The following is a 17,433-nucleotide window of genomic DNA, read 5'->3' as shown; positions in this document are numbered from 1 at the left end:
AGCCCTGTAAACGACAACAACTGCGAGTCAGTTGGGCTAAGGCAGCTACAGCGGCGCGACAACCGAATAGGCGGACGAGTCACCCTGGATCGACTGGCTCGGCTTGCCGTCCACGCCCACCGGAATGTCGCCGGCGATAGTCACGCGGTTGAGCTTGCGCTGCTGGCCGTCGTAGTTGTCCGGGGCGTAGTGCTGGGTGATGCGATTGTCGAACAGCACCAACTGGTTCGGTTCCCAATTCACGCGCACCACGTTTTCCGGACGGGTGACGTAGGCCTGCAGCAAGCGGATGATGTCCTTCGACTCGGTGTTGGACAGCCCCACGATCCGCAGTCGCTGCGCGAAGCCCCCAATGAACAATCCGCGCTCGCCGGTCAGGGGATGGACACGCACCACCGGGTGGGCGGTTTCGAACTTGATGCGCGTGAACTCCTTGCGGCGCTCATCGGCATTCTCATGTTCCAGGTTCTTCGGCACCGAGTAGTCGTAGTCGTTGGTGTGGATCGCCCATAGCGTGTCCGCGAAGTTCCGGAGCTCGTCGGGCAAATCCGCGTACGCTCCTGCTGAAGACGCAATCAGGGTTTCGCCTCCATACGACGGAAGGTCGATGCTGCGCAGGGTGGACGCCTGCGGCGGGTTGACCACGAAAGTGACGTCGGTGTGCCAGTTGTTGGCCGAACCGTTCTCGCTGTCCACGGGCAGCACGTTGGCTTCGCCTTCCACAGAAGCCACGGTCGGATGCGCCGTGGTGAGCGGGCCGAAATGGCTGGCGAATTTCACCTGGGCCTCGTCGCTGAGAATGTTGGCTTCCCGGAAGACGAGGGCCTTGTGCTCGTTGAGGGCAGCCCGGATTTGAGCCACAGTTTCGGCGGAGAGATCGCCCCTCAGGTCAAAGCCTCGGATTTCGGCGCCGATGCGCGAGCTGAGCCTGGCGAATTCCAACTTTGTGTCGGTGATGACGGACATTTTGTTCCTTTTCTGTTGTGACTTGCGGGATGGTTGGATTGACGGTCATGAACCGGACCCGACGGCGGTCCGCCAACGGGAGAAGTGCCGTTCCAAGGCGACGAGGAGGAAATTCACAGCCAAGCCCAGGAGGGACACCGTGAGGATGCCCGCGTACATGTCCGGAATGAGGAAACTGCTCTGCGCGTTCACGATCAAGTAACCGAGCCCGGCCTTCGCCCCCACCATTTCCGCGGCGATCAACACCAAAATGGAGGCCGTGCCGGCCATGCGGATTCCCGTGAAAATGGTGGGCACCGCGGAAGGCAAGATCACTTTGCGGAACAGAGCGAGGCTCGAGAGGCCGAGTGACTTCGCGGCCCGGATGAGCAGCGGATCCACGGTCTTCACACCGGCGATCGTGTTCAGCAGGACGGGAAAGAAYGCCGCGTAGGCCACGATGCTGATCTTGGACTCCTCGCCGATCCCTAGCAGCAGTGTGAAGACAGGCAGCAGTGCAAGCGCGGCAGTGTTACGGAACAGTTCCAGGAGCGGGTTCAACACCGCACTGAGCCGTCCGTACCAGGCGATCAGCAGACCGAGGGAAACGCCTGCCACGAGGGCCGCGCCGAATCCCGACACCGAACGGGTGAGGCTCGCTGCCAAATGCCCTTGGATGGTGCCGGATTCGAACAGCTTGCCCCACGCGGCCAGGACCTCGTGCAAGGGCGGCAGGAATACCCGGGTTGACGGGCTGGCCAGATATGTCGGCCCGAGTTCCCAGAGGGCCAGGAAGGCGATGATCCCCGCGGCCTTCCACAAGCCGGAACCGGCGCGGGCAGCTGCGGTCCGCACGAAGGCGAGTGCCGCCGTCGTGCGCAGACGCCCCGTCTCAACGGGACCGGAGTGCCCGACGGCGGGAGCTTGCTTGGGTGCGGCGCTCGCCGCGGGCTGTTGCGCGAGTGTTGTGGTCATCAGGCTGCGCTCCTTTCGAGAGTTGTTCCCGGGACTTCATCCGGGGCGGTGCCGTCCGGCAGGATCTTGCGGTGCCCGGCGTCCTGGGCCAGGCGGACTTCGTCGTGCAACAGGTTCCAGACCTTGTGCCGTTGTTCGACGAAGGCGGGGTGTGAGCGGATGTCGTCTTCGCCGTCGCGGTCCGGGATGTCCACGTCCACGATTTCCTTGAGCCGTCCGGGCCGGGCGCTCAGGACGGCGACGCGCTGCCCCAAGTACACGGCCTCGTCGATGCCGTGCGTGATGAAGACGATCGTCTTGCCCGTTGCCCGCCAGATCCTCAGGAGTTCGTCCTGGAGTTGTTCACGCGTCTGGGCGTCCAGAGCGGCGAAAGGTTCGTCCATGAGGAGCACATCGGGCTCGTAGGCGAGGCTCCGGGCGATGGCCACCCGCTGCTTCATGCCACCCGAGAGCTCATGCGGGAAACGGTCCTCGAAGCCGGCCAAGCCAACCAGTCTGAGGTATTCGCTTGCCTTGGCCGCACGTTCGCGACGGTTGAGCTTGCGCCCGTCGGTGCCCCTGCCCTCAAGCCCGATCGACACATTGGCCGACGCCGTGCGCCAGGGAAAGAGGGCGTACTGCTGGAAAACCACGGCACGGTCCTTGCCAGGCCCCGTTACCGGCTGGCCGTCCACCAATACCTCGCCGGAGGTGGGCGTGGACAGGCCAGCCAGGAGGTCCAGCAAGGTCGTCTTGCCGGAACCGCTGGGCCCCACCAACGTGAGGAATTCGCCGTCGCGCACGTCGAGGCTCAAGGAGTCGAGGGCGGTCAGGGTGCTGGGTTCCTTCGCGCTTGTTTTGGGGCCGGGGCCGGCTTTGGAGCCCTTGCCGGCGCGGACAGTGAACTTCTTGGTGACGTTGCGGAGGCTGATTTTGACGGTCATGGCTATCCGTTCTTCGCTGTGCTCGCGGCGGGGCTTGCCGCGAGATCGTTGAACTTGTTGGTGTAGTACTTCGAGGGCGTGAGATCGGTCTTCACAATCCCCGAACTCTTCAGCCACGAAGACCAGCGCGTGAAGTCCTCGTCCTTGATGACGCCGTTGTCCGGTACGCCTGGGCTCTTCCAGTACTGCAGGTTCGCGGTACTCTCATTGCGTCCGCGGGCGTCGATGATCTTCTTGAAGCGCGCGATCACTTCGTCGCGCGGCGTCTCGGTCTCCCACTTGATGGCCTTGGCCACGCCTGTGGCGAAGGTCCGCGCTGTATTGGGGTTCTTTTCGATGAAGTCGTTGCGGAGCACGATCTGCCCGCCGGCGAAGGTGCCGAAGAGTTCGTAGTCGTTGAAGAGCGAGCGCAGGCCACCTGCGGCGACGGCGTGGTCCTGCAGGACGCCTCCCAAGGTTCCGACATCCACCTGACCCCGGCGGACGGCTTCCTCCGTGTCGTTGGGCGCCAGCGGGACAAGCTGGACTTGCTTGATTTCGTCCTGGCTGAGGCCGTTCTTGCTGAGATAGCTGCTGATGACGGCTTCGGCATGGGCGCCCAGCGTGTTAACCGCGATCTTCTTGCCGATGAGGTCCCTGGCGGATTTGATGGAACTGTCCGCCTTGACGTAGAAGCCGTTAAAGGTCTTCGCGTCCTCGCCGTAGTAGTTCACGACGGCGGTCACCGGAGCCCCTGCCTCAACCAGCTTCACCACAGCCCCTGCGAACGCACCGCCAAAGTCGGTCTGGTTGGTGGCCGCCGACTGGATGTCCTGCGGGCCACTGGTCGTGTTGCCTACCCAGTTGAGCCTGATGTCACCCAGATAGCCCAGGTCCGCCGCCAACTCGGGGAGGCCGACGTTGTTCGCCGAACCCTGGTAACGGAGATCCTTGACCTCAGGCTGGCCGGCTTGTTGGTCTCCCGCCTGGGCATTGCCGCCGCAGCCGGTCACCGTCAGCGCAAGTACGACGGCGGCCGCGACGCTTAGCAGGGGCTGGTGCAGTTTCATGGGAGCTACTTTCTGGGGAGTGGATTTCGGTGGTCCGGACGTGGTCTCGAATAGACCGAACTGCCGGTGAGAACGATGTAAGCGCATCTTCACAGGACAGGGAAGCCTGGCAGTAACGCCCGGAAACGCCGGGAAACCGGGGGAAATCCGGCGAAATGCCCGCGCAACTCCGGGCAATGCAAGGACACAATTCGCCCTGCGTCGCTGCGTTGAGCTGCGTGAACCCATGCGTCGCGAACCGGGGGACGGCCTGTCACAATCGTTTTGTTCGTATTGATGCCCACACCTGCGCCCTATTCTTAGCGTTCCTGGTGGCTGGCCGGATACGGTAGATACATGACGTCTAGCACCGCCGCCGAATCCATTCGGTCTACCCGCAACATTCCCGCAGAGATCGCCCGCTCCTGGCTCCTTGTGAACGCCATGAAGACGGAGCTTTTCGACCAGTCGGCCTCATCGCGCGCGGACGCCATCATCCTTGACATCGAAGACGCCGTGGACCCCTCCCAGAAGGACGTTGCCCGCGACAACGTCATCAATTGGCTGACCGCTGGCGGCCAGGCCTGGGTCCGCATCAACGACGCCACGAGCCCGTTCTGGGCCGATGACCTCGCCGGTCTGCGCGGCACGCCCGGCCTGTTGGGCGTCATGCTGGCCAAGACCGAGTCCGCGGACCAGGTCACCGAGTCCTTCCACCGCATGGATGGCAAGACTCCTGTTGTGGCCCTCGTGGAGTCGGCCCTCGGCATCGAGGAAGCCAACCACATTGCCCGCGCCCAGGGTGCCTTCCGCCTGGCCTTCGGTTCGGGCGACTTCCGCCGGGACACCGGTATGGCCGCCACGCCCGAGGCGATGGCCTACCCCCGGGCCAAGCTGGTTGTCGCCAGCCGCGTGGGCAACCTCCCGGGTCCCATCGACGGCCCCACCGTCGGTACCAACCACCCGATCCTGCGCGAGCAGACCGGCATCACGGTGACCATGGGCATGACCGGCAAGCTCTGCCTGGCCATCGACCAGACCACGGTCATCAACGAGGTCATCAGCCCCACGCCGTCGGATGTCGCCTGGGCCACCGACTTCATGAACGACTTCGAAGCCAACGGCAGGGTCATCCGCGACGGCTCCGACCTTCCGCGACTGGGCCGCGCCGAGAAGATCATGAAGCTCGCCGTGGCTTTCGGGGTCCAGCCTTCCCTGTAAGCGCGGCCACCGACTCTCGCTCACTTATGTCCGGCTTTTTCTGGACGCTCGCGCACTTTTGTAGGCAATTCCCGAAACCTTCCTGCACAGCTTGTGCAAGAAGGTTTCGTTCTAGGTGCGCATAAGTGATCGAGCGTCCGGCGATTGGTCCCTAAAGGTGAGCGAGCGTTCTGGAGCCGGGGGCGGATCGACGGCGTTCGGTTGCCGACGGCGTTCCCGTCTACCGATGCTCGCTCGCTTATGTCGGGCTTTTTCTGGACGCTCGCTCATTTATATCGGGTTTCCGGCCCTGCAGGACTCGTTGTTATGAGGAGTGGCCTAAACTTGGGTCGTGCTGAACGAATTCTGGGCAACTGCTTCCACCACCTACAAGACGCTGGTTTTCAGCGCGATGGGGCTTATCGCCGTCGGGATCATCCTCACGATTGTCGGCAACACCTCACATAATCAAGGCCTTGCGCTAGCCTCGCTGGCTGTGATCGGGCTCGGCCTGGTCCTGCATGTCGTGGGCATGGTGGTCCGCGGGCAGCAGATCCGCAAGGGCTTGAAGAAGTAACCGACCGGGGTGTAGCTATGACCGAGCATGCCGTGTTGATTGTCGGAGCAGGTCCAGTAGGGCTGATGTTGGCGGGCGAGCTGGCGTTGGCGGGCGTCGACGTCGCGATTGTCGAGCGGCGCGCAAACCAGGATCTCGCGGGATCACGTGCAGGCGGTTTGCACTCGCGCACCATCGAGGTCCTCGATCAGCGCGGAATCGCTGACCGGTTCCTGTCGCAAGGGCAGAAAGCACAGGTCGCGGGGTTCGCTGGCGTGCGTCTGGACATCAGCGACTTTCCCACACGGCACAACTACGGCCTCGGGCTGTGGCAAAACCATATCGAGCGCATCCTGGCCGGCTGGGTCGCTGAGCTGGCGGTACCGATCTATTACGGACGCGAGATGACCGGTTTCGCTCAGGACGAGACCGGCGTCGATGTCGAGCTGTCCGCCAGCCAGCGGTTACGGGCGGAGTATCTCGTCGGTTGCGATGGAGGCCGGAGTGTCATCCGGAAAGCGGCCGGTATCGAGTTCCCCGGCTGGGATCCGACCACCAGCAGCCTGATCGCCCAGGTCGAGATGGCCGAGGAACCCGAATTGGGGATCCACCACAATGCCTTTGGCATCCATTCCTTCGGCAAGTTGGATTACGAGATCCGCGACGGCCAGGTGGTCTACAAGGATGGTGGCCCGGTAGGGGTCATGGTGACCGAAGAGCACGTCGGGCACGCGGGCGAACCGACCCTGCGCGACCTCAGAGAAGCGCTCATTGCCGTGTGCGGGACCGATTACGGGGTTCACAACCCGATCTGGATTTCCAGGTTCACCGACATGTCGCGGCAAGCTGCGGCCTACCGCGACAGCAGGATCCTCCTGGCCGGCGACGCCGCCCACGTGCACGCCCCGGACGGAGGGCAGGGCCTCAATATCGGTGTACAGGATGCGGTGAACCTGGGATGGAAGCTTGCCCAAGTGGTCAACAGGACATCACCGGAAAGCCTCCTTGATACGTACCACGCCGAGCGCCACCCGGTGGCTGCCCGCGTGCTGCGCAATACGATGGCGCTGACCGCGCTTCGCCGCCCGGACGAACGCACGAAGGCCGTGGGCGAGGTTATTGCCGAGCTCCTCGGCATGGAGGAGCCCCGTAAGCGCTTCGCCGCGATGCAGTCCGGTCTGGACGTCCATTACGACGTCGGCGAGGGCCACGCGCTGCTGGGACGCCGCATGCCCGATCTCGAGCTGGTCACAGCTAACGGCCCGTTACGCGTCTTCAGCCTGCTGCACGATGCCCGGCCGGTGCTCCTCAACCTTGGCGAACCAGGCGGCCTCGACATCGCCCCATGGGCAGATCGGGTTCAGTTGGTCGACGCCGAATACCGTGGCGAGTGGGAGCTTCCGGCAATCGGGGAGGTCGTTGCTCCCATCGCGGTGCTGATTCGACCCGACGGATACGTGGCTTGGACGGGAGATCAAACCCAGGTGGGCCTCGCTGACGCGCTCACCACGTGGTTCGGACCGCCTACCGCGGAGCAGCGGTCCGGCTTCGACGCTCATCCGGAGACGCCGCCAGGGCCGATAGGGTTGGACTATGACTATTAACCCGGATTTGCAGGGCCGCAGCTACCCTGCCGCAGAGGTGTACGACGTCGGCCGCGAAAAGATCCGGGAGTTCGCCCGGGCCGTGAAGGCCACCCATCCCGCCCACTTCGACGTCGAAGCCGCCAAAGCCCTTGGCCACAACGACCTCGTCGCCCCGCCGACCTTCGCCATCATCGTCGCCCAGCGGGCCGATGCCCAGCTGATCGAGGACCCCGATTCCGGGATTGACTTCCGCCGGGTGGTGCACGCCGACCAGCGCTTCACGCACCACCGGGCGATCGTTGCCGGGGATCAGTTGCGGGCCGAACTGCACGTCGACGGCGTCCGCGCCATGGGAGGCGGGGCCATGATCACCACCCGTTCGGAAATCTTCGCAGTCCGCGAGGATAACCAGCGCGAAAGGGTCGCGACCACCACATCGTCCATCCTGGTCCGCGGAGAGGGACAGTAGCCATGACCTTGAAACTTGAAGAACTCACCGTCGGGCAGGAAATCGGTACCCGCAGCATCGAGGTCACCCGCCAGGACCTCGTCAAGTACGCGGGCGCGTCCGGCGACTTCAACCCGATCCACTGGAACGAAGCCTTCGCCACCGGCGTCGAGCTGCCGGGCGTCATAGCGCACGGCATGTTCACCATGGGTTCGGCCGTGCAATTGGTGAGCGACTGGGCAGGCGACCCTGCCGCCGTCGTCGACTACCAGACGCGTTTCACCAAACCGGTGCTCGTCGCCGATACCACTGGTACCAGCGAGCCCGGTGCCGTGATCGAGGTTGCCGGAGTGGTGGGAGCGCTCGACGCCGAAGCCCGCACCGCGCGCATCGACCTGACCGTCACCTTTGCCGGGCAGAAGGTCCTCATGAAGTCCCAGGCCGTTGTGAAGCTCGCTTGAGCAGGCTGCAACAATCAGCACCTCGCGCCACCGCGGCGGATTTGTCGCGGTGGCGCAATGCTGTGGTGGTCGCGTACGGCGCGAGCGGCCTGGCCTTCTCGTCCTGGGTCTCCCGCTTGCCGGCGATCCGCGATGGCCTGCATCTGACCCCCGGCACGGTAGGCCTGCTGCTGATGTGCATGACGGTGGCATCGTTCCTCTCCGTGTCTGCTTCCGGGGTGATCGTGATCCGGCTTGGATCACGCCTGACCACACGGATCGGCGGCGCCATGGTGGGCCTCGGCCTGGCGGTCGCTGGTTTTGGCACGTCGGTGCTGGCCAACCCCGTGGTTGTGGCGGCCGGGCTCATGGTGATCGGCCTCGGCACAGCCAGCTGGAATACGGCGTCGAATGTCGAGGGAGCGTCACTGGAACGCGCCCTTGAACGGCACATCATGCCCCGCCTCCACGGATCCTTCAGCCTTGGCACCGTTGCGGGCGCAGGACTTGGTGCTTGGGCCGCTGCAGCGGGACTGCCGGTCTTTTGGCATCTGGCTGCGGCCGGCCTGGTGGTCGCCGTCTCCGTGGTGACAGCCGCTGCCTGGTTCCGTGCGGACTCGACGCCGGTAGCACCAGCCAAGGCCTTCAAGCCCGAAATGCTGGACACCTTCGAAGATCCTTCAACCGGTCCCTTGCCCATCATCCAGCCCGGCCAGCAGAAACCGGCCGAACCACTGGACAGCAAACGCATGGTGGCCCGGGCCTGGCGTGAACGCAGGACCCTCCTGCTCGGCCTGCTCGTCCTGGGGCTCGCCTTGGCTGAGGGCGCGGCGGGGGACTGGGTGGCCTTGGCGTTGGCAGATGGCCACGGCCAATCCGATGCTGCCGGAGCTGTGGGCTATGGAATCTTCGTGACATTCATGACGGTGGGACGCTTTGCCGGGACGGTGGTCCTGGACCGCTTCGGCCGCGTTCCGGTGATGCGTTGGTGTTCGGCGACTGCCGTGGTCGGCCTGGCGCTGTTTGTCTTCTCGCCGGTGCCGTGGCTGGCCTTCGTGGCCCTGGCCATCTGGGGGCTCGGTGCTTCCTTGGGTTTCCCAGTGGGCATGTCCGCTGCCGCGGACGATCCAGCCCACGCAGCGGCCCGGGTTTCGGTGGTGTCCACGATCGGCTATGGGGCTTTCCTTTGCGGTCCGCCGCTCTTGGGCCTGCTGGCGGAGCACTTCGGCATCCTGCATTCCTTGCTCGCAGTCCTGGTCCTGCTCGCCGCGAGCTTCTTCCTGGCGCCAGTCTCGCGGAAGCGCGCCCCTGAGCCAGTGCGTTCTTGAGCCAGCGCGTTCTTGAGTCGGCTCGCGCTGACAATCCCCGCTAGGCTTGATTGGTGACCCAGACGATGCTTTCCGAACTGACCACGGCCGCTGTGGGTGGCCCTGCCGGCACCTTTGTGGAGGCCCGCACCGAGGCCGAAATCATCGACGCCGTCCGTTCGGCGGATGCCGCCGGCGAGAAGCTGCTCATCATCGGTGGCGGATCCAATCTGTTGATCTCCGACGCCGGATACCCAGGCACCGTGCTCAAGGTCGCTTCGCAAGGATTCACCGTCAACTCGGAAGATAGCTGTGGCGGAGTCTCGGTGGTGGTCCAAGCAGGGCACAATTGGGATGCTCTCGTGGAGCATTCCGTGCTGCACGCGTGGTCCGGGCTGGAGGCCCTCTCCGGCATCCCCGGAGCGACGGGCGCCACCCCGGTACAGAACGTGGGCGCCTACGGTGCCGACGTCTCCCAGACCATCGCAGCTGTCCGCACGTGGGACCGTGAACGCAACGCTGTGCAAACCTTCACCAACTCGGAGCTCAAGTTCGGCTACCGGGACTCCATCCTCAAGCAGACCACTATCGAGGGTTCGCCCCGTTACGTGGTGCTGACGGTTGAGTTCCAGTTGCCGCTCGGACGCATGAGCGCACCCATCCGTTACGCAGAGCTAGCCCGGTCCCTGGGCGTCGAGGCCGGGAAGCGCGCGTATTCCAACGATGTCCGGCGGGAAGTCCTGCGGCTGCGTGCCTCCAAGGGCATGGTTCTGGACGCTTCGGACAGGGACACGTATTCCACGGGTTCCTTCTTCACCAACCCGATTGTTCCGGCCGCCGCCGCTGCATCCCTGCCGGAGGGCGCACCGCAGTACCCGGCTGGAAACGATGGCCTCGTCAAGTTGTCGGCAGCCTGGCTGATCGACCAGGCAGGATTCGCAAAGGGGTTCGGACTCGATCCCGCGAGTGTGTCAGGTGGCCGTGCCTCCCTCTCCACCAAACACACCCTGGCCATCACCAACAGGGGAGGGGCCCGCGCGGAGGACATGGTGGCGATCGCGCGCGAGGTGCGCCGCGGCGTCGTCGAGCGTTTTGGCATCGAGCTGCATCCGGAACCGCTGCTGATCGGTTTGGCCCTGTAGCTTCGGCGTGCGCAGGAAGCGCTTCAGCGCTTTCCGGTCGGAAGGACCTTGTTGAGCAGCAGGAACGTCAGCCCACAGCTGGATGCCCCCAGCAGGAAGATCTGGCTGAACGCGATGCTTTGCGGCGACGGGCCGCTGGGCGAAATCCAGCCGGCGGCAGCGAAGCCAACTACGCCGAGCAGCATGACGACCGCGGCAAAAAGGAAGCTGCGCACCTGATCGGCGGCGCCTGTCTGGAATCCCGGTTCGGAATCGTCAGCCCGCCGAGCGGACGGTGGCTGACACGCGGCGGCAAGGCCGAGGAAGAGGGCTGCGGCGCCCGTCGCAGCCAGTCCCACTTCCTGGACCGCCTGCATGGATGGTGACAATCGCACTCCCGCACCAACGGCTATCGCCAGTCCGCAGACGAGCCCGACGGCGGCAGCGCACCAACCTGCGGCCGCTAACCGCCGGCTGAGCGGCCGCAGCAGCGGACCCAAATCACCGAACAGCATTCCTTCAGCGTAGGAGGGCCTGCTGGAAGACCCCTGTGAGCGGGATGGGAGTTGCTCGTGCTGCTATTGAGGACAGAAGCTGTCCGCTGAGCGGCCTATGATAGGGCCATGGCAGCTTCGGCGAAGATCCGTGTCACTCCCAAGATCATCGGTAGGTTGCGCTTGGCCAGCCAGGGTTTGCTCCGTGGATTCAGCAGCGTGGAGGAATGCGTGGCCCGGATGGGTGCCATGCAGGCACAAGACCTTGCGTCGGCGTTCTGGGCGGTAGGGGAGCGTGTCCCCGGCACCGGTCTCTCGCGTGTGCTGGAATCGTTGGAGAACGGCACCGTGGTCCGTTCCTGGCCCATGCGGGGAACGCTGCATCTGGTTCCACCGCAAGATTTGCGGTGGATATTGGCCATCACCACAGAGCGAACCATACGTTCTGCTGCTGCGCGGCACCGGGAGCTGGGCATCGCGGAGGCCGACATCGCCGTTTGCAGGGATCTGGCTCTTGAACGCGTGGCCGGCAGCCCCGGTGCGACCCGCGAGGAGCTTTTCAAGATCTTCGAATCCGCAGGCCAAACCACCGCGGCCCAGCGCGGCATTCATTTGCTCTGGATTCTGTGCCAGAACGCCTGGCTTGTCCAAGGCCCTCCGGCGGGCACCGCAGGCAAAGCGCTCGGACAGCAACTGTTCGTGGCCTTCGATGAGTGGATTCCGGAATCCAAGGAGCTTGGTCGTGAAGAGGGGATCTCCGAATTCCTGCTCACGTACCTCCAGAGCCACGGGCCGGCGACGCTCAACGACTTCGCCTGGTGGAGCCAAATCCCTAAAACGGACGTCCGGGCGGCCCACGAGGCCATCCGGGGGCAACTTGTTGAGCTCGTCTTCCAGGGAACGTCCTATTGGCTCGGCCCCGAAACAGCCGCATTGCTCGACGACGGCGTTCCCGGCTCGCGGACGGTCCTCGCCTTGCCGGGGTTCGATGAATTCCTGCTCGGGTATACGGACCGCAGCCTTGTCCTGCCCGCGGAGCATTCCCAGAAGGTGGTCCCCGGCGGCAATGGGGTGTTCAAACGGATGATCGTCAGCGCGGGAGAGGTGGTGGGCACCTGGGCAAGGAGCGGCACGGGCCGGAGTGCCGCCGTCGTGCCTGAGCCCTTCGATCCACAGGGACTGCCGCCGGCGGCAGCGCGCTCCTTCGATGTGCAGGCGGCAAAGTACCTGAAGTTCATGGCTTCGTAGGGAGAAACCCCGCACTCGGATGGCCAAACGCGCGATGCAGGCTAAGCCACCCGTGGCGGTTCCGGTGGATTCGGGCCGTTGAGGGACTTGCCCCGGGACTTCCTGAGTCGCGAAGCCCGCGATTCCTTGATGGCGTAGCCCCAAGCCACTGCCGCCACGCTCACCCCGATGAAGGCGGAGATGACGAACCGGGGACCGAACGCATTGTTCGGGTTGTCTCCCGGCGCGACGATGGACAGAACCAGGAGCACCAGCAGGAAGACGGAGATTATCGTCAGGATGATCGCGATGGCAAGCAAACCGCCAGCAGAGTTGACTGGCTTGACGATTGCGCCGTGGTCGCCCTTGTAGACGCCGTATTCTTCCCGGGTCAGGCCGCGGGACTGCGCGTCCGCCTGGGCGCGCTTTTCCCACGGGCCGCTGCGTCGCCCGGTCATGACCACGTCCGGGTGGCGCGGATCTGGTCCAGGAACGAAGCCCTGTCCAGTCCGGCCGTTTCCACCGCGTCACTGTCCGGGACGGGCACCACTCCTGTGGTCCATCCGTCACGGTCCCGCCGGATCAGGAGGTGCTTTTCCTGGTCCAGGTTGAAGGTCCGCAGGAGCGCAGTGCCCTCCGGATGCTGGCGCACATGTTCCTCCAGGACGTCCAGTATGGCCTCGGATCCATCAAGGTAGGGGTTCTGGGCGAAAGCAAACCAGGACATCAGCATGCGCGGTTGCAACAGCATGGAAACTTCATCGGATTCCACGTGCACAACGGTGTCGTTGCTCTCCGCCGTGAGGAGCTCAATTTGGCTCCACACCCTGGCATTTGCCAGGGCGTAGGCTACGGGCGCCGCGGGTATCTCGAAGCGGGTACCGTCGGAGTAGCTAGCGTATCCGTGGGCCAGTAAGGACGAGGCCCCGGCCAGGCAGAGGGCTTCGTTGGCCGTGTCCTCCTGCATCCGTAGCACTTGGGCCGAGCGTGCACTAGCGGCGGTATCGAAAGATCGGAGAATGTAAGCCAGTTCGCTGTAGCCGAAGCCTGCGGAAGTGGAAGCGGGGGCTTCAATATTGGTGGTCAAGATGGTGCTCCTAGCGTGGGTCTGTTGTGCGTTTCATCCGGGACGTTTATCCAAAGCCAAAAAACTTGGCAGCACCCTTTCCTACGTCGGCAATACCGTCGCCGATTGCCTTGCCGGCGTCGGCAACTGCATCCACCGTGTTGGAGACGGCCCCATTGACGAAGTTCTTGACGACTGGGATGTCGTAAACGGCCCATGCCGCACTGGCCACCATGCACACCGTGCCCGCCGGAGGGGGCAGGAACGAACCCACCGCCAACGCCGTCTTGGCGCCTGAAACGGCTGCATCACCATAGTTGCCCTTGGCAACGTTACTTACGGTGTCGTACGCATTCAAGCCCACGCCTGCCCAGCCGATGGCTCGGCCCAAACCGCCCTTGCCCAGTGATTCCAGCACGTCGCCTTTGCCTTGGAACAGCCACTTGTTCTCGGCAAAGACGCCCGGAAGTTTGTTCAGTGACGGAACGTACTTCTGAAGGTTCTTCGCTCCGAGGATGTCCGTGGCCGAATCCAAGAGGTTGAAGGCGGCGCTCTGGGCGGGAAGCTTGCCCCATAGCTTGCTCCAGCCTGCGAAGTCCGCCAGTCCCGGCATGCCCTTCTGCCAGACCTGATAGATGCCGAGGCTGTTCTTGACGAGGTCAAAGGGCGCTTTGATACTGCTTCGAGCACCCCAGATGTCCCGGAATGTCGAACCCTTGGCGAGCCAGTCAGGCCCCCAGGGGTTTTTGTCGCCGTGCAGACCCGGTCCAGTCCCCGGGATCGACATGGGTCCGCCGCCGGAACGGTTGCTGGCCCTTTCCTGCTGGGATGCGTTTTCGAGGAGTTTCTTCGATTCCTGCTTGAGGCTGGTTGCGGTTTGCATCAGCAGAACGCGGTGGCTGGTGTTCCATTCCGAGGTGAAGCGCGCTGCGTCCTCGCCCTTCCACGCAGTGGTGTTGTTGATCTGCCCGGACAAATGGGTGGATTGATTCAGGAGGGCCTCGGAGGCGCTCCCGAACTGTTGGGCCAGCTGGCGTAATTGGGCGACGTCGGCGCCCCAGAGGTTTCCTGCCACAGATATTCCCAGCGATAGAAGTGGTCATCGGTTCTGTGACGACCCTAGACGGCCAGCCCGGTATCCGCGATGGGGACTTGTGCCCACCGGCAGAAGCGCCAGCAGGCGCCAAAGCAAAAGCCAGGCCTCCAGCGGAAAAGCGATTCCGTCGAAAGCCTGGCTTCTGGAGGGTATTGGCCTCGCCCGATCAGAGGGTGCCGGTAGCGATCTTCAGCATGCGGCGCAGCGGCTCGGCTGCGCCCCAGAGGAGTTGGTCGCCCACAGTGAATGCACTGATGTATTCCGGGCCCATCTCGAGCTTGCGGATACGGCCCACGGGGATCTCCAGGGTGCCGGAGGCAGCTACGGGGGTGAGGTCCGCCATGGAGGCTTCCTTGGTGTTGGGCACCACCTTGGCCCACTCGTTGTCAGCGTCCAGAAGTTTCTCGATTTCGGAGACGGACAGGTCCTCGCGCAGCTTGAGCGTCAGTGCCTGGGAGTGGGAGCGCATGGCGCCGATGCGTACGCACAGGCCGTCCATCACTACGTGGTCCTTGCCCGGCTTTCCGTCGGCCGTGCCGAGGATCTTGTTGGTCTCCACCCCGGCCTTCCACTCTTCCTTGGACTGGCCGTTGCCGAGGTCCGCGTCGATCCACGGGATCAGGGAACCGGCCAGCGGCACGCCGAACTGGGTGGCGTCGACGCCGGAGCGCTGGGTTGCCAGCACCTTCCGGTCGATTTCGAGAATCGCCGAAGCGGGATCGTCCAGTTCGCTGCTGACCTCGTTGTTGAGGGTGCCGAACTGGTTGAGCAGTTCTCGCATGTGGCGGGCACCGCCGCCGGAAGCCGCCTGGTAGGTCATGGAGGTACCCCACTCGACCAAGTTGTTCTTGAACAGGCCGCCAAGACCCATGAGCATGCAGGACACCGTGCAGTTGCCGCCGATGTAGTCCTTCACGCCGCCGGACAGGCCTGCGTCGATGACATCGCGGTTGATGGGATCCAGCACGATGATGGAGTCGTCGTTCATGCGCAGTGTGGATGCGGCGTCGATCCAGAGCCCGTCCCAGCCGCGGCTGCGGAGCTCGCCGTGGACCTGTTTGGTGTAATCGCCGCCCTGGGCGGTGACAATAATCGGCAGCTTGGCAAGCGTCTCAATATCGAAGGCGTTCTCGAGCTTGCCTGCGCCATCAGCGAATGACGGCGCGGCACCTCCAGCGTTCGAGGTGGAGAAAAATACCGGGTTGATGTTGGCGAAGTCGCCCTCTTCCTGCATGCGGTGCATCAGGACGGAGCCGACCATGCCACGCCAACCGACCAGTCCAACGGACGGATTAGCTGCTGTAGTCATTGGACTAGTCTAGACTTTCGCGGCTTCCGGCCGCTGTCGGTTACGTCACGAGGAAATCCGCGACGGGGGCGGCCCGGTACCCGGCCCAGGCGCGACGGCCCTACTTGCCGGCGTCGGGCTCCTGAAGGAGGGCTGCCTTGCGTGCGCGCAAGGCGTAGAAGGCGCCGAAGGCGAATACCTGGGTCACAACTACCAGGACGATGATCCCCAGGATCTTGTTGCCACCCAGGATCATGGTGAGGCCGATGATCGCGGACAGCAGCGCGAACAGCGGCAACAACATGTAGCCGAGCACGAACAGGGTCTCAGGTTTCTTCAGCATTCTCAGTCTTCCGTCCGGCGCCATGTGGCGATCCGGTAGTTGGTCCCGGTCTTGGAGGTCAGCCAGCCTTCCGCGGGCTGCGTCGCCTCAAGATTCCAAGCCTCGCCGAACTCCGGCGCGAAAGTGTCGCCGTCAATGTCGGTATCGATGACGGTGACGACGGCGACATTCGCGATGTCCATGGACTGCCGATAGATTTCGCCGCCACCAATGATCCACACGTTCTGGCCGCCCGGAGCGAATTGGGACTCGAGGAGGGCGGCGTCAAGGGAGGAAACGACGACGGCGCCGCTCGCTTCGGGCGAGTCCGCCCAGCCCTGTTGACGGGTCACCACGATATTGGTTCGGCCCGGCAGAGGACGGTACTTCGCGGGAAATGACTCCCAGGTTTTGCGGCCCATGATGACCGGGTGCCCTGTTGTCAGCGTGCTGAAGTGCTTCAAGTCTTCGGGGATGTGCCAAGGCATGGTCCCGGCCTTGCCGATCACTCCGCTGCCGGTCTGGGCCCACACCAGACCGATGCCGGTGAGTGCTTCCTCGGTCTCTCCGGAAGAAAGTGACTCCGAGGGGTGAGTTTCGTGGGTATTCATACCGCCACGGGTGCCTTGATGGAGGGGTGGTGGCGGTAACCGACTACCTCGAAGTCCTCGAAGGTATAGTCGAAGATCGAGTCCGGCTTGCGGTTGAAGCGCAGTTTCGGATACTCGTACGGGTCCCGGGAGAGTTGCTCCGTGACCTGCTCCACGTGGTTGTCGTAGACATGGACGTCCCCGCCGGTCCAGACGAAGTCGCCGGGCTCAAGATCGAGCTGCTGGGCCACCATGCAGGTCAGCAACGCATAGGAGGCGATGTTGAACGGGACGCCCAGGAACATGTCGGCCGAGCGCTGGTACAACTGGCAGGACAACTTGCCGTCGGCAACGTAGAACTGGAAGAACGCGTGGCACGGCGGCAAGGCCATGTCCTTGATCTCGGACACGTTCCAGGCCGAGACGATGTGGCGGCGGGAATCCGGGTTGGCTGCCAGGTTCTTCATGAGCTCGGCGATCTGGTCAATGTGTCCGCCATCGGGGGTCGGCCAGCTGCGCCACTGCACGCCATAGACCGGGCCGAGTTCGCCGTCGGCATCTGCCCATTCATCCCAAATGGTGACGCCCTGCTCCTGGAGCCACTTCACATTGGATTCGCCGCGGAGGAACCACAAAAGCTCGAGCGCCAGCGATTTGAAGTGCACTCGCTTGGTGGTCATGAGGGGGAAACCCCGGCTCAGATCAAAGCGCAGCTGGCGGCCGAAAACGCTCCGCGTGCCGGTGCCCGTGCGGTCCGACTTGTGCGTGCCGTTGGCCATGACATCACGCAGGAGGTCTTCATATGGGGTTGGGATGCTCAC

General features: G+C 63.9%; 20 protein-coding genes. 8 read left to right on the top strand and 12 right to left on the bottom strand.

What is annotated here, in order from left to right; genetic code table 11:
• Positions 1-45: 45 nt before the first annotated feature.
• From AC1DLO_RS04415 to AC1DLO_RS04400, 4 genes are read right to left on the bottom strand one after another with little or no spacing between them, the layout of a single operon-like run.
• Positions 46-966 (bottom strand): TauD/TfdA dioxygenase family protein, encoded by a 921-nt coding sequence (locus AC1DLO_RS04415; protein WP_476889380.1) that lies wholly within the window; start codon positions 964-966, stop codon positions 46-48.
• Between the two features lie 45 nt (positions 967-1,011).
• Positions 1,012-1,920 (bottom strand): ABC transporter permease, encoded by a 909-nt coding sequence (locus AC1DLO_RS04410; protein ID WP_476889379.1) that lies wholly within the window; start codon positions 1,918-1,920, stop codon positions 1,012-1,014.
• Positions 1,920-2,843, bottom strand: coding sequence for an ABC transporter ATP-binding protein (locus AC1DLO_RS04405; RefSeq protein WP_476889378.1), 924 nt, complete (start codon positions 2,841-2,843; stop codon positions 1,920-1,922). The genes AC1DLO_RS04410 and AC1DLO_RS04405 overlap by 1 nt, the downstream gene beginning before the upstream one ends.
• 2 nt (positions 2,844-2,845) lie before the next feature.
• The gene (locus AC1DLO_RS04400) at positions 2,846-3,892 is read right to left on the bottom strand and encodes an ABC transporter substrate-binding protein (protein WP_476889377.1); all 1,047 of its coding nucleotides are present in this window, start codon (positions 3,890-3,892) and stop codon (positions 2,846-2,848) included.
• Between the two features lie 336 nt (positions 3,893-4,228).
• Between AC1DLO_RS04400 and AC1DLO_RS04395 the strand changes: the two genes are divergently transcribed.
• The 7 genes from AC1DLO_RS04395 (at position 4,229) to AC1DLO_RS04365 (ending at position 10,550) form a co-directional block, all read left to right on the top strand.
• Positions 4,229-5,092 carry an HpcH/HpaI aldolase/citrate lyase family protein gene (locus AC1DLO_RS04395; protein ID WP_476889376.1) on the top strand — a complete coding sequence of 288 codons (864 nt, stop codon included), beginning with the start codon at positions 4,229-4,231 and terminating at the stop codon, positions 5,090-5,092.
• 331 nt (positions 5,093-5,423) lie between these two features.
• Positions 5,424-5,648, top strand: coding sequence for a DUF3188 domain-containing protein (locus tag AC1DLO_RS04390; protein ID WP_476914409.1), 225 nt, complete (start codon positions 5,424-5,426; stop codon positions 5,646-5,648).
• Positions 5,649-5,665: 17 nt separating this feature from the next.
• Positions 5,666-7,231: an FAD-dependent monooxygenase gene (locus AC1DLO_RS04385; protein ID WP_476889374.1), complete on the top strand. Its 1,566-nt coding sequence runs from the start codon at positions 5,666-5,668 to the stop codon at positions 7,229-7,231.
• On the top strand, positions 7,221-7,682 hold the full coding sequence (locus AC1DLO_RS04380; RefSeq protein WP_476889373.1) for an FAS1-like dehydratase domain-containing protein: 462 nt from the start codon (positions 7,221-7,223) through the stop codon (positions 7,680-7,682). Before AC1DLO_RS04385 ends, AC1DLO_RS04380 begins: the two co-directional genes overlap by 11 nt.
• A 2-nt stretch (positions 7,683-7,684) precedes the next feature.
• A complete protein-coding gene (locus AC1DLO_RS04375) occupies positions 7,685-8,122 on the top strand; it encodes a MaoC family dehydratase (protein ID WP_184738285.1) in 438 nt (145 codons plus the stop codon).
• A complete protein-coding gene (locus AC1DLO_RS04370) occupies positions 8,119-9,429 on the top strand; it encodes an MFS transporter (RefSeq protein ID WP_476914408.1) in 1,311 nt (436 codons plus the stop codon). The genes AC1DLO_RS04375 and AC1DLO_RS04370 overlap by 4 nt, the downstream gene beginning before the upstream one ends.
• Before the next feature lie 53 nt (positions 9,430-9,482).
• Positions 9,483-10,550, top strand: a complete 1,068-nt coding sequence (locus AC1DLO_RS04365; protein ID WP_476889371.1) for a UDP-N-acetylmuramate dehydrogenase — start codon at positions 9,483-9,485, stop codon at positions 10,548-10,550.
• Between the two features lie 23 nt (positions 10,551-10,573).
• Here AC1DLO_RS04365 and AC1DLO_RS04360 read toward each other — a convergent pair whose 3' ends face one another.
• Complete coding sequence (locus tag AC1DLO_RS04360) at positions 10,574-11,044, bottom strand: hypothetical protein (RefSeq protein WP_476889370.1); 471 nt, start codon at positions 11,042-11,044, stop codon at positions 10,574-10,576.
• A 108-nt stretch (positions 11,045-11,152) separates the two neighbouring features.
• Between AC1DLO_RS04360 and AC1DLO_RS04355 the strand changes: the two genes are divergently transcribed.
• A complete protein-coding gene (locus AC1DLO_RS04355) occupies positions 11,153-12,271 on the top strand; it encodes a winged helix DNA-binding domain-containing protein (protein ID WP_476889369.1) in 1,119 nt (372 codons plus the stop codon).
• 41 nt (positions 12,272-12,312) lie between these two features.
• Here the strand turns inward: AC1DLO_RS04355 and AC1DLO_RS04350 are convergent, their stop codons facing one another.
• From AC1DLO_RS04350 to AC1DLO_RS04320, 7 genes are all read right to left on the bottom strand, one after another.
• Positions 12,313-12,708, bottom strand: coding sequence for a hypothetical protein (locus AC1DLO_RS04350; protein WP_476914407.1), 396 nt, complete (start codon positions 12,706-12,708; stop codon positions 12,313-12,315).
• The gene (locus AC1DLO_RS04345; protein ID WP_476889367.1) at positions 12,705-13,337 is read right to left on the bottom strand and encodes a hypothetical protein; all 633 of its coding nucleotides are present in this window, start codon (positions 13,335-13,337) and stop codon (positions 12,705-12,707) included. Before AC1DLO_RS04345 ends, AC1DLO_RS04350 begins: the two co-directional genes overlap by 4 nt.
• A 46-nt stretch (positions 13,338-13,383) precedes the next feature.
• The gene (locus AC1DLO_RS04340) at positions 13,384-14,391 is read right to left on the bottom strand and encodes a WXG100 family type VII secretion target (RefSeq protein ID WP_476889366.1); all 1,008 of its coding nucleotides are present in this window, start codon (positions 14,389-14,391) and stop codon (positions 13,384-13,386) included.
• 187 nt (positions 14,392-14,578) lie between these two features.
• Positions 14,579-15,721 carry an aspartate-semialdehyde dehydrogenase gene (gene asd, locus AC1DLO_RS04335; protein ID WP_476889365.1) on the bottom strand — a complete coding sequence of 381 codons (1,143 nt, stop codon included), beginning with the start codon at positions 15,719-15,721 and terminating at the stop codon, positions 14,579-14,581.
• 100 nt (positions 15,722-15,821) lie between these two features.
• A complete protein-coding gene (locus tag AC1DLO_RS04330) occupies positions 15,822-16,043 on the bottom strand; it encodes an NF038396 family protein (RefSeq protein WP_184738265.1) in 222 nt (73 codons plus the stop codon).
• Between the two features lie 2 nt (positions 16,044-16,045).
• Positions 16,046-16,633, bottom strand: coding sequence for a dihydrofolate reductase (locus AC1DLO_RS04325; protein WP_476889364.1), 588 nt, complete (start codon positions 16,631-16,633; stop codon positions 16,046-16,048).
• The gene (locus AC1DLO_RS04320; RefSeq protein WP_476889363.1) at positions 16,630-17,433 is read right to left on the bottom strand and encodes a thymidylate synthase; all 804 of its coding nucleotides are present in this window, start codon (positions 17,431-17,433) and stop codon (positions 16,630-16,632) included. The genes AC1DLO_RS04325 and AC1DLO_RS04320 overlap by 4 nt, the downstream gene beginning before the upstream one ends.

Source organism: Arthrobacter sp. 01T419, assembly GCF_056398865.1.
The sequence above is the reverse complement of the archived record's forward strand: the minus strand, read 5'-3'. Positions and strand labels throughout refer to the sequence as shown.

What these genes read in the sequence shown, in the direction of transcription:
- AC1DLO_RS04415 (WP_476889380.1), bottom strand. Translation starts at nt 966, where the DNA reads ATGTCCGTCATCACCGACACAAAGTTGGAATTCGCCAGGCTCAGCTCG.
- AC1DLO_RS04405 (WP_476889378.1), bottom strand. Translation starts at nt 2,843, where the DNA reads ATGACCGTCAAAATCAGCCTCCGCAACGTCACCAAGAAGTTCACTGTC.
- AC1DLO_RS04400 (WP_476889377.1), bottom strand. Translation starts at nt 3,892, where the DNA reads ATGAAACTGCACCAGCCCCTGCTAAGCGTCGCGGCCGCCGTCGTACTT.
- AC1DLO_RS04395 (WP_476889376.1), top strand. Translation starts at nt 4,229, where the DNA reads ATGACGTCTAGCACCGCCGCCGAATCCATTCGGTCTACCCGCAACATT.
- AC1DLO_RS04385 (WP_476889374.1), top strand. Translation starts at nt 5,666, where the DNA reads ATGACCGAGCATGCCGTGTTGATTGTCGGAGCAGGTCCAGTAGGGCTG.
- AC1DLO_RS04380 (WP_476889373.1), top strand. Translation starts at nt 7,221, where the DNA reads ATGACTATTAACCCGGATTTGCAGGGCCGCAGCTACCCTGCCGCAGAG.
- AC1DLO_RS04375 (WP_184738285.1), top strand. Translation starts at nt 7,685, where the DNA reads ATGACCTTGAAACTTGAAGAACTCACCGTCGGGCAGGAAATCGGTACC.
- AC1DLO_RS04360 (WP_476889370.1), bottom strand. Translation starts at nt 11,044, where the DNA reads ATGCTGTTCGGTGATTTGGGTCCGCTGCTGCGGCCGCTCAGCCGGCGG.
- AC1DLO_RS04355 (WP_476889369.1), top strand. Translation starts at nt 11,153, where the DNA reads ATGGCAGCTTCGGCGAAGATCCGTGTCACTCCCAAGATCATCGGTAGG.
- AC1DLO_RS04350 (WP_476914407.1), bottom strand. Translation starts at nt 12,708, where the DNA reads ATGACCGGGCGACGCAGCGGCCCGTGGGAAAAGCGCGCCCAGGCGGAC.
- asd (WP_476889365.1), bottom strand. Translation starts at nt 15,721, where the DNA reads ATGACTACAGCAGCTAATCCGTCCGTTGGACTGGTCGGTTGGCGTGGC.
- AC1DLO_RS04330 (WP_184738265.1), bottom strand. Translation starts at nt 16,043, where the DNA reads ATGCTGAAGAAACCTGAGACCCTGTTCGTGCTCGGCTACATGTTGTTG.
- AC1DLO_RS04325 (WP_476889364.1), bottom strand. Translation starts at nt 16,633, where the DNA reads ATGAATACCCACGAAACTCACCCCTCGGAGTCACTTTCTTCCGGAGAG.